The organism is Pedobacter zeae (assembly GCF_014196715.1).
GTDB classification, from domain to species: domain Bacteria; phylum Bacteroidota; class Bacteroidia; order Sphingobacteriales; family Sphingobacteriaceae; genus Pedobacter; species Pedobacter zeae.
The window spans coordinates 706,979-719,618 of record NZ_JACIEF010000002.1; the positions used below are offsets into that span (position 1 = coordinate 706,979).

At 40.0% G+C, this 12,640-nt stretch carries 13 protein-coding genes; 2 read left to right on the forward strand and 11 right to left on the reverse strand.

The window, feature by feature from the left end:
- The first annotated feature begins 42 nt into the window (after positions 1 to 42).
- The gene (gene gyrB, locus GGQ60_RS09610) at positions 43 to 2,001 is read left to right on the forward strand and encodes a DNA topoisomerase (ATP-hydrolyzing) subunit B (protein ID WP_183762920.1); all 1,959 of its coding nucleotides are present in this window, start codon (positions 43 to 45) and stop codon (positions 1,999 to 2,001) included.
- 336 nt (positions 2,002 to 2,337) lie between these two features.
- Here gyrB and GGQ60_RS09615 read toward each other — a convergent pair whose 3' ends face one another.
- The 11 genes from GGQ60_RS09615 to mdh form a co-directional block, all read right to left on the reverse strand.
- Positions 2,338 to 3,264 carry a bestrophin family protein gene (locus GGQ60_RS09615; protein ID WP_183762923.1) on the reverse strand — a complete coding sequence of 309 codons (927 nt, stop codon included), beginning with the start codon at positions 3,262 to 3,264 and terminating at the stop codon, positions 2,338 to 2,340.
- A 24-nt stretch (positions 3,265 to 3,288) separates the two neighbouring features.
- On the reverse strand, positions 3,289 to 3,786 hold the full coding sequence (locus GGQ60_RS09620) for a putative universal stress family protein (RefSeq protein WP_183762926.1): 498 nt from the start codon (positions 3,784 to 3,786) through the stop codon (positions 3,289 to 3,291).
- A 149-nt stretch (positions 3,787 to 3,935) separates the two neighbouring features.
- Positions 3,936 to 4,409, reverse strand: a complete 474-nt coding sequence (locus GGQ60_RS09625) for a glycosyl-4,4'-diaponeurosporenoate acyltransferase CrtO family protein (protein ID WP_221235919.1) — start codon at positions 4,407 to 4,409, stop codon at positions 3,936 to 3,938.
- A gap of 149 nt (positions 4,410 to 4,558) precedes the next feature.
- Entirely contained in the window at positions 4,559 to 5,911 is a 1,353-nt protein-coding gene (locus tag GGQ60_RS09630; RefSeq protein WP_183762929.1) for a HAMP domain-containing sensor histidine kinase, read from the reverse strand.
- Positions 5,912 to 6,589, reverse strand: coding sequence for a response regulator transcription factor (locus tag GGQ60_RS09635; RefSeq protein WP_183762932.1), 678 nt, complete (start codon positions 6,587 to 6,589; stop codon positions 5,912 to 5,914). It lies immediately after the preceding gene.
- A gap of 173 nt (positions 6,590 to 6,762) precedes the next feature.
- Positions 6,763 to 7,299 carry an SRPBCC family protein gene (locus GGQ60_RS09640; RefSeq protein WP_183762935.1) on the reverse strand — a complete coding sequence of 179 codons (537 nt, stop codon included), beginning with the start codon at positions 7,297 to 7,299 and terminating at the stop codon, positions 6,763 to 6,765.
- A 261-nt stretch (positions 7,300 to 7,560) separates the two neighbouring features.
- Entirely contained in the window at positions 7,561 to 7,989 is a 429-nt protein-coding gene (locus GGQ60_RS09645; RefSeq protein WP_183762938.1) for an aspartyl protease family protein, read from the reverse strand.
- A 58-nt stretch (positions 7,990 to 8,047) separates the two neighbouring features.
- Positions 8,048 to 9,853 carry a S41 family peptidase gene (locus GGQ60_RS09650; RefSeq protein ID WP_183762941.1) on the reverse strand — a complete coding sequence of 602 codons (1,806 nt, stop codon included), beginning with the start codon at positions 9,851 to 9,853 and terminating at the stop codon, positions 8,048 to 8,050.
- A 72-nt stretch (positions 9,854 to 9,925) separates the two neighbouring features.
- Positions 9,926 to 10,732, reverse strand: a complete 807-nt coding sequence (locus tag GGQ60_RS09655) for an AraC family transcriptional regulator (RefSeq protein WP_221235920.1) — start codon at positions 10,730 to 10,732, stop codon at positions 9,926 to 9,928.
- Positions 10,733 to 10,763: 31 nt separating this feature from the next.
- Positions 10,764 to 10,901: a hypothetical protein gene (locus tag GGQ60_RS09660; RefSeq protein WP_183762944.1), complete on the reverse strand. Its 138-nt coding sequence runs from the start codon at positions 10,899 to 10,901 to the stop codon at positions 10,764 to 10,766.
- A 22-nt stretch (positions 10,902 to 10,923) separates the two neighbouring features.
- A complete protein-coding gene (gene mdh, locus GGQ60_RS09665) occupies positions 10,924 to 11,862 on the reverse strand; it encodes a malate dehydrogenase (RefSeq protein ID WP_183762948.1) in 939 nt (312 codons plus the stop codon).
- Between the two features lie 147 nt (positions 11,863 to 12,009).
- Between mdh and GGQ60_RS09670 the strand changes: the two genes are divergently transcribed.
- On the forward strand, positions 12,010 to 12,462 hold the full coding sequence (locus GGQ60_RS09670) for a lipocalin family protein (RefSeq protein WP_183762951.1): 453 nt from the start codon (positions 12,010 to 12,012) through the stop codon (positions 12,460 to 12,462).
- Positions 12,463 to 12,640: the final 178 nt, after the last annotated feature.

Sequence of the window (12,640 nt, forward strand, 5' to 3'; positions counted from 1 at the left end):
AAAATTTCCGTATTTTTGATACTTATTGTTTTTAATTAAAATATGAGCGAAGAACAGGATTTAAAGTCAAATTATTCGGCAGATAATATACAGGTTTTAGAAGGTTTGGAAGCGGTGCGTAAGCGCCCTTCAATGTATATAGGCGATACGGGAATTAAAGGTTTACACCATTTGGTTTACGAGGTTGTAGATAACTCCATTGATGAGGCTTTGGCCGGTCATGCAGATACGATCGATGTACGTATCCTGGAAGGCAACTCCATCAGGGTTGAAGACAATGGACGCGGTATTCCGACAGGAATTAATACCAAAGAAAATAAATCGGCTTTAGAAATCGTTATGACGGTTTTACACGCCGGTGGTAAATTTGATAAAGATACTTACAAAGTTTCAGGTGGTTTACATGGAGTGGGGGTAAGTTGTGTTAACGCATTATCTACCGATTTAAAGGCCGAGGTACACCGTGAAGGTAAGATCTGGATGCAGGAGTATAAAATCGGGGTTCCGCAGTATGACGTGAAGGAAGTTGGCACTACCGATAAACGTGGTACTATTGTAACGTTCAGCCCTGACCCGACTATTTTTACGCAAACTACAGAATATAAATACGATACTTTGGCTGGCCGTTTGCGTGAGCTGGCTTTCTTAAATAAAGGGATTAAATTAACCTTAACAGACGAGCGTGAGAAACTGGACGATGGTTCATTCCTTTCAGAAACTTTCCACTCTGAAGGTGGTTTAAAGGAATTTGTTGCCTTTTTGGATGATACCCGGACTTCAATTTTAGCAGAGCCGATCTATATCGAAGGTATTAAAAACGGTGTTCCGGTAGAGCTGGCTTTTCAATATAACGATAGTTATTCAGAAAATGTTCACTCTTATGTAAACAACATTAATACCCACGAAGGGGGTACCCATATTGCCGGTTTCCGCAGGGGCTTAACCCGTACGTTAAAAAACTATGCCGATAAGGAAGGTTTATTAAAGAACGTAAAAATGGAAATCACCGGTGATGACTTCAGGGAAGGTTTAACCGCAGTTGTTTCGGTAAAAGTACAGGAGCCGCAATTTGAAGGACAAACCAAAACCAAACTTGGTAATAGTGAGGTAATGGGATCTGTTGATGTGGCGGTAGGTGAGGCCCTGGGCAATTACCTGGAAGAAAATCCTAAAGAGGCTAAAATGATTATCAATAAGGTAATTTTAGCCGCTACTGCGCGTGCTGCAGCGCGTAAAGCACGGGAAATGGTGCAACGTAAGAGTGTAATGGGCGGTTCGGGTTTACCTGGTAAACTTGCCGATTGCTCTGATAGCGACCCGGAAAGATGTGAGATTTTCCTGGTAGAGGGTGATTCGGCAGGTGGAACTGCAAAACAAGGCCGCGACCGTAATTATCAGGCCATTTTACCATTAAAAGGTAAGATTTTGAACGTAGAGAAAGCAATGGAGCACAAAATCTACGAAAATGACGAGATCAAAAACATGTTTACCGCTATAGGGGTAAGTATTGGTACACCGGAGGATAATAAAGCTTTAAATTTAACCAAGCTGCGTTACCACAAAATTGTAATCATGACGGATGCTGATATTGACGGGTCGCACATCACCACGTTAATTTTAACATTCTTCTACCGTTATATGAGGGCCCTGATCGAAGCCGGATATGTTTACATTGCATCACCACCGCTTTACCAGGTTAAAAAAGGTAAAGATTTCGAATACTGCTGGAATGATGCGCAACGTGATGCTGCTGTACAACGTTTAAAAGGTGCCGGTAAAGAAGATAGTGTACACATCCAACGCTACAAAGGTTTGGGTGAGATGAATGCAGAACAGCTTTGGGATACCACTTTAAACCCGGCTACACGTACATTAATGCAGGCTACCATAGAAAGTGCGGCAGAGTGCGATCACACTTTCTCAATGTTAATGGGCGACGAGGTGGCACCACGTAGAGAATTTATCGAACGTAATGCCAAATATGCGAAGATAGACGCTTAGTAAGCGCTGAACATAAAATAACGAAACCTCTTTAAGTTAAATCTTGAAGAGGTTTTGTTTTTATGGTGATGTTTGATCGCCCATCCTTAAGAAGGCAACGTTGATGTATATTATGGTGCAGGCCGTTTTCAACCGCTGTAAAGGCATCCCGAATTAATTTTTTTAGAACGGTTAGGTGCTTACGTCTGATTGCCGGGTAGAAACAAAGCCATTCAAACATGAATGGCTTTTGTCTTATTATACACTATAAACCATTGATTCTTTTCATCCAAAAAGAAAGCTCATGGCATTAACTAACCATCTCAAATCAATGAGATTTATCTTAACTACAGACGATTACAAAATGTAATACGATCCAACAGGCGCCAGTTCTGTTTGTGGCTTATCTTCGTAAATTTTATTGTCATCGAGCATTTGGCAAAGATCACGTTCGATGGTTCTGCAGATTGTTGTGGTTGGCGTATCCGTAGGTTTGTTTTCAAACGGATCCTGTAAATGCACAGCCATTTTCTCTACCAGTAAAAAGAATGCCGCAATGGCCACTACTAAAGGAACTTCCATGTAACCAAAATATTCAATCAGTCCGAAGGGCAGCAGCACAATAAACAAATGGATAGACATGTTGATATACTTGCTATAGGTAACCGGGAAAACGGTATTTTTAATCCTTTCCGATCCGCCCATGTGGTTACACAATGCGGTAATGGTTTTATCAATCTCTATTTGCTGATATTTGTTGATCCAACCCTCCTGTAATGCCTTTTTTAAATCCATAGCATGTAACTCCAATAGGGTTGCGGTTACATTTTTGCGTTTTTTGATAAAGGTGATTTCATCGGGGCTAAGGTATTCATCCAAACCTTTCCGGGCATTGAAGCCTCTTAGCGACTGACTTAATGCATAACACCAGGCAATCTGCCTTTTGATGAAACGGGCTTTAAATTCTTCAATTTCATCCATTCCATACGGATTATCTACAAATGACAATATCTGGCGGGAGAGTGATCTTGAATCGTTTACTATGGCGCCCCAAAGAATCCTTGCCTCCCACCATCTATCGTATGCCTGGTTGGAACGGAATGCCAGTAAAAGCGAAATAATGGTTCCCAGTAAAGCCGGCACAGCAACAGGAATTGAAATGCGTGTAACATGGAAGTTCTCATACAATACTACAATGCCTATGGAGTAGCCAATAACAAACAGGACTTCCTTTTTGATCTTTCCAAATATATAAGTGAGCGGAATATTGTTTCGTAAAAGCATAATATAAGGGTTGAAATGTGATGATTAAACGTTTGATTCTTGCAACTGTGTCTCATACATTTTTGTATCTACCAAGTTTTCGCTGGCATGAACAGACAAGGCATTTAATTGAATTACTGAACAGCCTGCCCGTTCCGTTAATATTTTAGGATCGATACTGTATTTATTGATTGGTTTAAATGAATAACCTTTGAGGTAGGCTATGCAGGATATATCAAAAGCCTCGAGGAAATTTTTAAAAGCGGCCACGGTACTTCCATAGAAATACTCAATACCGATCGTGTTGATCTGATGGGCATATTTTTCTTTAACAGCTTCCAGTTCGCGGTAAAATTCATCACTGATGTTTTCGTAATCACGGCTGCGACGGCTCAGCATGAGCATATCGGTAATAGAATCAGACAACTTAAAGGCATGAACAAAGATGATGTTCAGTTTCTCATTTGCCTGATGCTGCACCAGCGCATCTACAATCCTGATGCTTTCTAATTTAAAGTCGGTAGGCAATAATACTGTTTTCATGGGCTATATCTTAATTAAATAAACTATGTGGTTATTAATACAAGAATAACCCGCAAAAATTACAGCCAAATAAGAACAGGATTAGAATCAGATTAGAAGGTACTCCTTTTGGGAATCAGGTGGTTAATGCCGGTAACATGGTATGCAATCTAGGCTGAGCGCCGGTTTAACGGCTCAAGGTAACGGTCAATCCGTCTTTTATTTTGCTGTTGCAGCAAACTTGGATATAGATTCATTAACACATTTACAAGCAGCATAATCAGTGCAAACAGGTATAGACCCTGAATTATTTTAATGAACATAAAAACAGACATAAAAGAAAAGGCGAAAAGATGGTTAAGTTCGGCAGTGGTCATTTCGATTCGGTACTCGTTTAATTCTTTTGCCAGGATTCTTTTTTTTATGGAAAGTTTAGGGTTAAAAAACTTAAAGAAACTGTGCATAATGATCCACTTGAAGGGCGTGAGACCGAGCCAGCGGTTTATGTGTTCATTCTGGATGAAATTCAGCTTAGACAGCCTTTCCTGGTAAAATGTAGTTTTGGAAAGGAAAGCATTAATCACCATGCCCACCATCCACGAGATAAATGCAATGGATAAACTGAAAGTAAAATATTTGACCATGATGATAACCGCTGGTTTAGTGCCCTAATCGTTCTTTAGGCCGAAAATAGCAAATTATCTCCGTGTTTGAACTTTGGGATGGCAAAAATTCGTTTCTAAAGATCGTATACCGGTTTTCACTGGTCTTTTACTACATTTACGGACACTGATTAGCCCTTGATGGGTAATAAAACCTTAATTTCTGTCCCCACACCTTCTTCTGATTTGATGGCAATGCTTCCCCTGTGCAAGCGGATAATATTAAGGGAAAGCGGAAGCCCAACACCATAACCTTTAAAATCGCCAGTGTTAGAGGCACGGAAGAAAGGTTCGAATATGTGCTGGATATCGCTTTGTGGGATGCCTATGCCGCGGTCGGTTACGCCGATAGAAAGCATATTGGCTTTACTTTCAATATTAATGTTCACCAGGTTTTCGTTAGAATATTTGCAGGCATTGCTTACAATGTTGCTAATGGCCAGCTTCATAAGATTTTTATTTACCCGGAGCGAAAGCAGGCTATCATCATCCGGAAGCTTGCTTAAATCGATCTCAATTTTGCTGTTGGGATGTACCTGTTTTACCGAATCTGAGATTTCCCAAAGCAATTCGTCCATCCGTATCATTTCCCAGGGCTGGTTTTTGCCATTAAAGCCCGATTGTGCAAGCCCCAATAAACTCGTTAAAATGTGTTCAAGCCTTTCGGCCTCATCTTTTATTTTAGCAAGTGCCTTTTCCTGTTTTTGTGGGTCGGAAATATTTTTCTGGGCCAGTTCTACTTCGCCACTGATGATGGTAAGGGGAGTTCTTAACTCGTGCGAAGCATTGCTGATAAAATTGTTCTGTGTTTCGAAAGCAGTTTCCAAACGGTTAAGCATATTATTAAAGGTTTGGGCAAGTTGCGACATTTCATCGTTCCCCTTTTTTACGTCCAACCGCAGGTGGAGATTTTCTGCTTTGATTTTTTTTACACTTTTAATAATGTTCCGGAGTGGCGAAAGCATATAGTTCGAGAATTTCCAGCCGACTACAAACGACAGAAATACCGACAGGAAAAAACCAATAATCAGGAGCCGTTGTAAAGCTTTTAATTCGCGAAAACCAACCGGATCACTGGCCGAAACAATCACGATGTATTTTGTTTGGCCATTTTTAAAGGCTTTTCCGGCATAAAAATGGTTTTCAACCCGGTAACGGGCCATAACACCTGCCTTTATGCGGTTATAAAAGCTGGCAGGTAATTCGCGATCGATTTTCTTCGTGGCTTCGCCCTCAAGTACGATATATTCTTTTTCGGATGGAAGACGTTCCAGGTATTGGTTGCGCATTTTAGCATAGGCGGTATTATTGGCATCCTCATAAAGTTTTATTTGGGCGTTAATATTAACCCTGGCTTCTAAACGTTTATAAAAATCTTCGAAAGCAAAATCGTTTGAAAAGTACCATACAAACCCACTTAACAGCGAAATGATAATTGCCGATAAAATGGCAAAAAGCAGGGTAATTTTCTTAGCGATCTCCATCTATTTTTCCTTCAAGATATAACCCAGGCCTACCGCAGTATGAATCAGTTTTTGATCGGCATTTTTATCGATTTTTTTACGGAGGTAATTCACATAAACATCAACCACATTGGTGCCAAGGTTGAAATCGATATCCCATACATTTTCCAGGATATCGATCCGCGAGAGGATTTTCGACTTGTTTTTGGCCATATATTCCAATAAGCGGTACTCGGTTGCAGTAAGCGTAATTTCCTGTTGGTTTCTTTTTACCGTTTTAGCACTCAGATTGATCTGTAAATCGGCAATCGTAATCACCTGGTCCTGCGAAATTACACCCTGATACCGCCGTAACAACATCCTGATACGTGCAAAAAGCTCTGCGAATTTGAAAGGTTTGATGAGGTAATCGTCTGCGCCGTTATCCAGGCCGTTTACCACGTTTTCGGTAGTACCTAATGCGGTAAGCATAATAACAGGTATATTCGGCCTGTGCTCCTTAATGATTTTGCAGAGTTCCAAGCCATTTATTCCGGGTAGCATGATGTCGAGAATAATCAGGTCGAAGTGATTTTCTAGTGCCATCTGTTTTCCGATCAAGCCGTCGGGAGCAATGCTTACGTTAAACCCCTCATCGTTAAGGCCCCTCGAAATTACAGAAACCACATTGGGTTCATCTTCTACAAGTAATAAATTCATTTGTTAGCAAGTAATCTAAAAAATAGCGAATTACAAAATATTAAGAGCCAGAAGTTGTTTTTTAATGCTTTTTTAACGTCAAACCGACACAATTGTTTGCGTTTTACGGCTTAGGCAAAAAGAAAGCTCCCCAATTTTAATTGAGGAGCTTCTCTTATTAATTCCGGTAAAAATTAGCTTCCTTTTTCAGACTTTTCTTTTAACGATTTTAAACCTGCCTCGAAATCTTTACCGATCATTTTATCCATGCTTACAAAAACGCACATCCATTTTGAAATCATGTTGTTTTCGCCGCTCATGGTCCAGGTTACTTTTTGTCCGGTTCCATCAGGTTGAATATCGAATTTGGTATCGGCTAAACTTTCGAAAGGTTTGATGAATTTTAGCTCAATATCTACGTTTGTACTTGGTTTAGAGGTTAATATTGTCATTGATCCTTGTCCGGTTTCCTTACCTTCCCAGGCGTAAACGTGACCGGGCTGCGCCGGAGTACCCGAATAAGTGGTTTTAGCAGTTGGTTCCATTTTAGCCCATGGGTTCCATTTGTAAAATTCTTTAAAATCGGCGATGTTTTTATAAATAACACTATCAGGTGCATTAATTACAATGCTGCGACTAACAGAATAGGTTTTTGGTAAAACCAGTCCACCTATAACAAAGATAATTGCCAGTACGGCAATAATACCTCCTAAGATTTTCAGAAATTTCATGTTTGATTGATTTGGTTAACTTAAATTTATAAAGAAACCTATATAAATCAAAACAAAATTTGTTTAAACCACCATTTCGCTGATACACAGTCTGAACGGAGCCTTAATGCCCCGGGAGTTTAAAGGTGTTTCCAAAACGCTGATATGTGTAAGAAGCCAGGGCCAGGAAAATATTACAGAAAGTTGCCGTTAACGTTTACGTGGGACACAGTAATCAATTAAAGCAACATCGTGTAAAGGGTTAAATGACCAGTTGCATTATTATTCTTTATAAAGCCGCAGTTGCAGTTTTTTATAATCGATAACTGCTTTATACTGCATCAATATATCGCCACCAATAATACCTTTAATTGGTGGGTGACCAAATTGTTGATAGGTATCACTGACTGACTGGAGATCGAAGGCTACAGTTTCGTAATCCCTGATTTTTAATGTGCCAATTTTTAACAGGGGCAGTGTGGCCTGTATGGTTGTAGTGGTAGTAAAAAGTGTAGCGGCATTAATTTCGTCTGATACCTGCATGGACTCTGACAGGTACTCTTCAATTAAGGATTTATCGAACACGGTTCTTGATGCGCCGGTATCCAGCACAGCCAGATGTTGCTCCTTAAAAACAACAACTTCCATCAAAAGGTGGAAGCCATCGTCCTGTAGGTTGATCAGTTTTAAAGGAATGGAGATGGCTTTCATAGTAAACATTTATCTGCCTAAAATAAACTAATTACCCGAAAACCATGCCAGGTATTGGTTATTTGTTTTTAATCAGTTTTTTAACGAACTCCATTTCAGTATCATAACCGCTTAAAAATTCTTCGATTTTGGGTTGAACTTCATCATCCGGCATTATACCGCGGCCAAAAGGGATACCGGTTTCTTTTTTTTCGACCACAAATTTAATAATTGGGATACGGCCGGTTAATTTAGAGTTTGGCAAGGTATAACGGATAAAATAACCACTGGTATTACCGTAATATCCTCCTCCCGTTTCTTCACCGATAAAACGTGCTTTGGTGTAATTTTTGGCCAAAGCAGCAAATTCCGAACCTCCCGAAAAGCTTAAGCCACTGATTAGGATATACACATCGCCTTTAAAACGGTTAACCTGTGGAGTATCCCCTTTATATTTCCCGGGCAATTCGATGTAGCGGCCATCGTTGCTGCGGTAAAATTCGCCTCTTAATTCTTTCTCAAAATCTTCGGCTGATTTTTTATCGCGATATTCGGTATAATCCAGAAATGAATAGGTAAAGGATGGGATTTCGGCATATTGGTATTTTTGATATTCCCTATCCACCAGGTAAGACATGAGGTGATCTTCCATACCCTGTTCACCTCCTTCATTTTTCCTGATGTCGATAATCAGGTGTTGTATTTTATAATCGGCAATGTTCTGGAAACTTTTTGCCAAAAATTCTTTAAATCCTTTTCTTCCATTCGTATAGTCACTGGTAGAAAATGTATTGACCACTAATGTTGCTATGCTGTTCAGTGTATCGATCTTTAATTGAGCCGATTCTTTATAGCTGTAATTGGGTATTGCTTTTGTTTCTTTTGATACAAATTTTCCATATTGTTTAAAATTTAATGCGGGTATATGGCTATAGCTAATCTTTTCATTGGTTTTAGGATGAATCAGTTCGAGATTAAATGTGGCAGGCTGCTGCTCGAAAAAACGCAGGTAATATTTAGAAAAAGCAGTTTCTATCCAATGGTATTTGCTGGTGGTATTGTAGCCATCGGCAGGTTCTATCCTTAAAAACTGCTCCATTATGCTTTCGATACTGGTTCCGTTAATTTTGGAAATTTGCATTCCCCTGGTTTTGTAATTGTCGAGGTCGTTCAGGATATAAACCTTTTTATCAAAAATCTTTACCAGAAAAGGAAAATACCGGCCATTTTGCCTGATGTAATTAGTGGTTTCTTCTGATGGCTGAATCGCACTATGCCCTTCTTTGGTATAGGTAACGATAGGGGCAACAAGCTTGTAAAAATCTAAAGCGGTCATTTTATTTTTTAACTTACGCTTTTGCACCTGGCATAAACTATCGAATTGGGTATAGGTATTGTACCATAGGCCAACATGCGTTTCTATAAAGGCATTTTTTAAGATGTTAAAATCCTGTTCGAGGGCTTTATACTGCAGTGGTTTTAACTTTTTGGGCGGACTTTGTACTATAACCGAATAATTGCCCGCTTTTGCATTGGCTGTATCTGCGAGGGGTTTAACTGTGAGGATAAAATTGGCGGTGCTATCGGGCGAGAAGACGATTTTTTCGCTGCCGAACCGGCCATTTGGCGAATCTACCTCCTGTAAGGTCTTTCCACGCTGATCTTTTAAGCCTATCGTAACATCAATTCCTTTTTGCTCAACCGTTATTGAATAGTATACATCTTTTTTTAACAGGAAGCTGAAAGAGACCTCCTCGCCTTGTTTTAAGGTTAAATCGGCTGTTGCTCTATCTAATTTAAGTGGAACAGGGTTTTTGCCAGCCTGCGCGTGTACCGTGAGACCGAAAAATAATAAAATAAGAATGGTGATGCTATCTCTTTTCATTTGTGTTTGAAGTATGACAGCAAAAATAAAACTTACAGAACTAAAGCTCTTGTACGATATTGCACTAAGTAGTTAAGCTCTTTTGTATTCGGAAGGTGTAACGCCGGTAAAGCGTTTGAAATGCCGCGACAGGTGGGGCACATCGTAAAAGCCGGTTTCAATGGCAACGTCCATTAGATCCGTGTCTTTGGTGATGAGTTTTTTGCATTTTTCTATGCGCTGTAAAAGGATGTAGTTGTTAGGCGTTAAACCGGTTTCGTGCTTAAATAAACGCAGGAATTTATATTTGTCTAATCCGAAATGCCTGGCCGTATCCGTTAATGAAAACTTCTCCATCAGGTTCTCATTGATAAAACTCTGGAAAAGTGCTGTTTTTTTATCATCGAAATGTATGCCTGAGGCGTAACGTTCAACCAGTTTCTTTAAAACGTTTAGCAGCTCCTTTTCGAGGTCAACCTCATGATTGTTAAAATTTATGGATAAATAGTGAAAGCTGTTGCAAAGATCCCGATCGTAGATGATTTTATCTTCAAAGAAAACATCACGCCCTTTATTTAAGGTTTTGAGTACATCGGGCTGGATGTAGAAGGTAAAGAAAGAGTTGCCCAGTTTATTATCGCAGGGGGTGGCGTGTACTTCGTTAGGATTGGTGATTGACAGTGTGCCAATCGGGGCCTGTAAAAACTTATCGCTGAGTTTGGTGCAGAAAGTCTGGTTCAAGATCAGCGTAATATTAAAGTTATTGTGTGTGTGAAAAGGGAAATCAATGGTGTGCTTTTTGGCATTCAGCAGTTCCAGGCCATCCAAAATGGGTATTTTGTGGTAAGTGCTGATGTTATGTGCATCAGTCAGAATGTTATTTACACCTTGGGTATTCAACGTTTAAAGCAAATATTTAATAAGATAGTCGTTATCTCGACTGAAGTGAAGCGTAATGCCCACCTGCTTCGGACAGGGAGAGATCTATCTCACCAGATTTAGCTTCGCCAGGCACTACGTGGTTCTCGGCTTCGTTGCTGGTGTTAAACCTGTACAAGTTGCTCTCCATCCGAAATAACGATCTTTTATAATTACACCAGCTTCATCTCCGCCAGTACGTTATTCATATTTCTAACGGCATCGGCACTTTTATTAAATGCGGTTTGCTCATCTTCTGTTAATTTAAAATCGATTATTTTTTCCCAACCGTTGCGGCCTATAATTACCGGAACGCCTAAACAGATATCGCTCTGCCCGTATTCGCCCTCTAATGAAACGCAGCAGGTAAATAGTTTTTTCTCGTCGCGTAAAATGGCCTCCACCAATGTGGCACCGGCTGCCCCTGGAGCGTACCATGCCGAAGTTCCGATCAATCCGGTTAAAGTAGCGCCGCCAACCATTGTATCAGCGGCAACTTTATCAAGTGTTGCTTTATCCAGTAAGTTACTTACCGGTAAACTTTGATAAGTGGCTAAACGCGTGAGGGGAATCATGGTGGTATCGCCGTGACCGCCGATTACAAAACCCTGTAAATCGTTCGGATTGCAGTTCAATGCCTGCGATAGGTAAAACTTGAAACGGGAGCTATCTAATGTTCCGCCCATACCAATGATACGTTCTTTAGGTAAACCCAATGATTTTAAGGCCAGATAGGTCATGGTATCCATCGGGTTACTGACTACGATAAAAATGGCCCCGGGTGAAAATTTTAAAATATTCTCGGCAACGCCTTTTACAATACCTGCATTAATGCCGATCAATTCCTCGCGGGTCATGCCTGGTTTACGGGGTAAACCCGATGTAATGACAACCACATCAGAACCGGCGGTTTTACTGTAATCGCCTGTAATGCCCGTAATTTTGGTATCGAAGCCCAAAAGGGTAGCGGTCTGCATCATGTCGATCGCCTTGCCCTCGGCAAAACCTTCTTTAATATCCAATAATACAAGTTCGTTCGCCAATTCTTTGCGGGCAATATTATCTGCACAAGTGGCACCAACTGCGCCTGCACCAACAACCGTTACTTTCATATGTTATATTTTTAGTGGTTTGCTCATCGTTAAATATCTATCGAAGGTAGAAATAAATATAAGGTTTAAAAATGCTTTTCAAAACTTTATAATTTAATCGGGGTTTATCAGGTAAATACTAAACAGAGATTTTTACATTAACAAATTATGGAAAACAAACCCATTTCTAATATCGATTACAACGCTTTTGAGGGGAAATGGTATTCTTTGTACTCTATTCCAACCTTATTGGATAAACACTGGAAACAGACTACCGAAACATACACACTGGCTGGCGATGACCATTTTGATGTATATACCACTTACCATAAGGATGGAAAAGCGAAAGAAAAATCGATCACCTCAAAACTGTTTTTTGAGGAAGAAAAAGCTGATGGTGATATGAAAGCCCAGTTCTTATGGCCCTTTAAGATTGGTTACTGGGTAATCGAACTGGCTGATGATTATAGTTATGTGGTGGTGGGGCATCCGGAAGAAAAATATCTTTTTATTATGGCCCGCGAACCTAAGATGGAAGCCGATTTACTGGTACACATTATTGAAAGATGCAGGCAAAAAGGATACAACGTGAGCGAACTGGTGAGCCAGGAGCATTTTTAACCAGTTTTAAGCTTTTATTACGCTAAATGTAACGAAGAATCTTATCCTTATTTTAAAAGTTTATCAATTCCATTTTGGAAAACAGTTGCAGGCGGTAATGAAAAATTAAACTATTCAAAAGAAATCTATCAGGAGAACTGACGAATTTTCTTATGCCTTGGTTTTTGTCTTTACGAAC

What these genes read in the sequence shown, in the direction of transcription:
- GGQ60_RS09615 (WP_183762923.1), bottom strand. Translation starts at nt 3,264, where the DNA reads ATGCTTTTACGAAACAATATTCCGCTCACTTATATATTTGGAAAGATC.
- GGQ60_RS09635 (WP_183762932.1), bottom strand. Translation starts at nt 6,589, where the DNA reads ATGAATTTATTACTTGTAGAAGATGAACCCAATGTGGTTTCTGTAATT.
- GGQ60_RS09630 (WP_183762929.1), bottom strand. Translation starts at nt 5,911, where the DNA reads ATGGAGATCGCTAAGAAAATTACCCTGCTTTTTGCCATTTTATCGGCA.
- GGQ60_RS09625 (WP_221235919.1), bottom strand. Translation starts at nt 4,409, where the DNA reads ATGGTCAAATATTTTACTTTCAGTTTATCCATTGCATTTATCTCGTGG.
- GGQ60_RS09620 (WP_183762926.1), bottom strand. Translation starts at nt 3,786, where the DNA reads ATGAAAACAGTATTATTGCCTACCGACTTTAAATTAGAAAGCATCAGG.
- GGQ60_RS09670 (WP_183762951.1), top strand. Translation starts at nt 12,010, where the DNA reads ATGGAAAACAAACCCATTTCTAATATCGATTACAACGCTTTTGAGGGG.
- GGQ60_RS09660 (WP_183762944.1), bottom strand. Translation starts at nt 10,901, where the DNA reads ATGGAGAGCAACTTGTACAGGTTTAACACCAGCAACGAAGCCGAGAAC.
- gyrB (WP_183762920.1), top strand. Translation starts at nt 43, where the DNA reads ATGAGCGAAGAACAGGATTTAAAGTCAAATTATTCGGCAGATAATATA.
- GGQ60_RS09640 (WP_183762935.1), bottom strand. Translation starts at nt 7,299, where the DNA reads ATGAAATTTCTGAAAATCTTAGGAGGTATTATTGCCGTACTGGCAATT.
- GGQ60_RS09645 (WP_183762938.1), bottom strand. Translation starts at nt 7,989, where the DNA reads ATGAAAGCCATCTCCATTCCTTTAAAACTGATCAACCTACAGGACGAT.
- mdh (WP_183762948.1), bottom strand. Translation starts at nt 11,862, where the DNA reads ATGAAAGTAACGGTTGTTGGTGCAGGCGCAGTTGGTGCCACTTGTGCA.
- GGQ60_RS09650 (WP_183762941.1), bottom strand. Translation starts at nt 9,853, where the DNA reads ATGAAAAGAGATAGCATCACCATTCTTATTTTATTATTTTTCGGTCTC.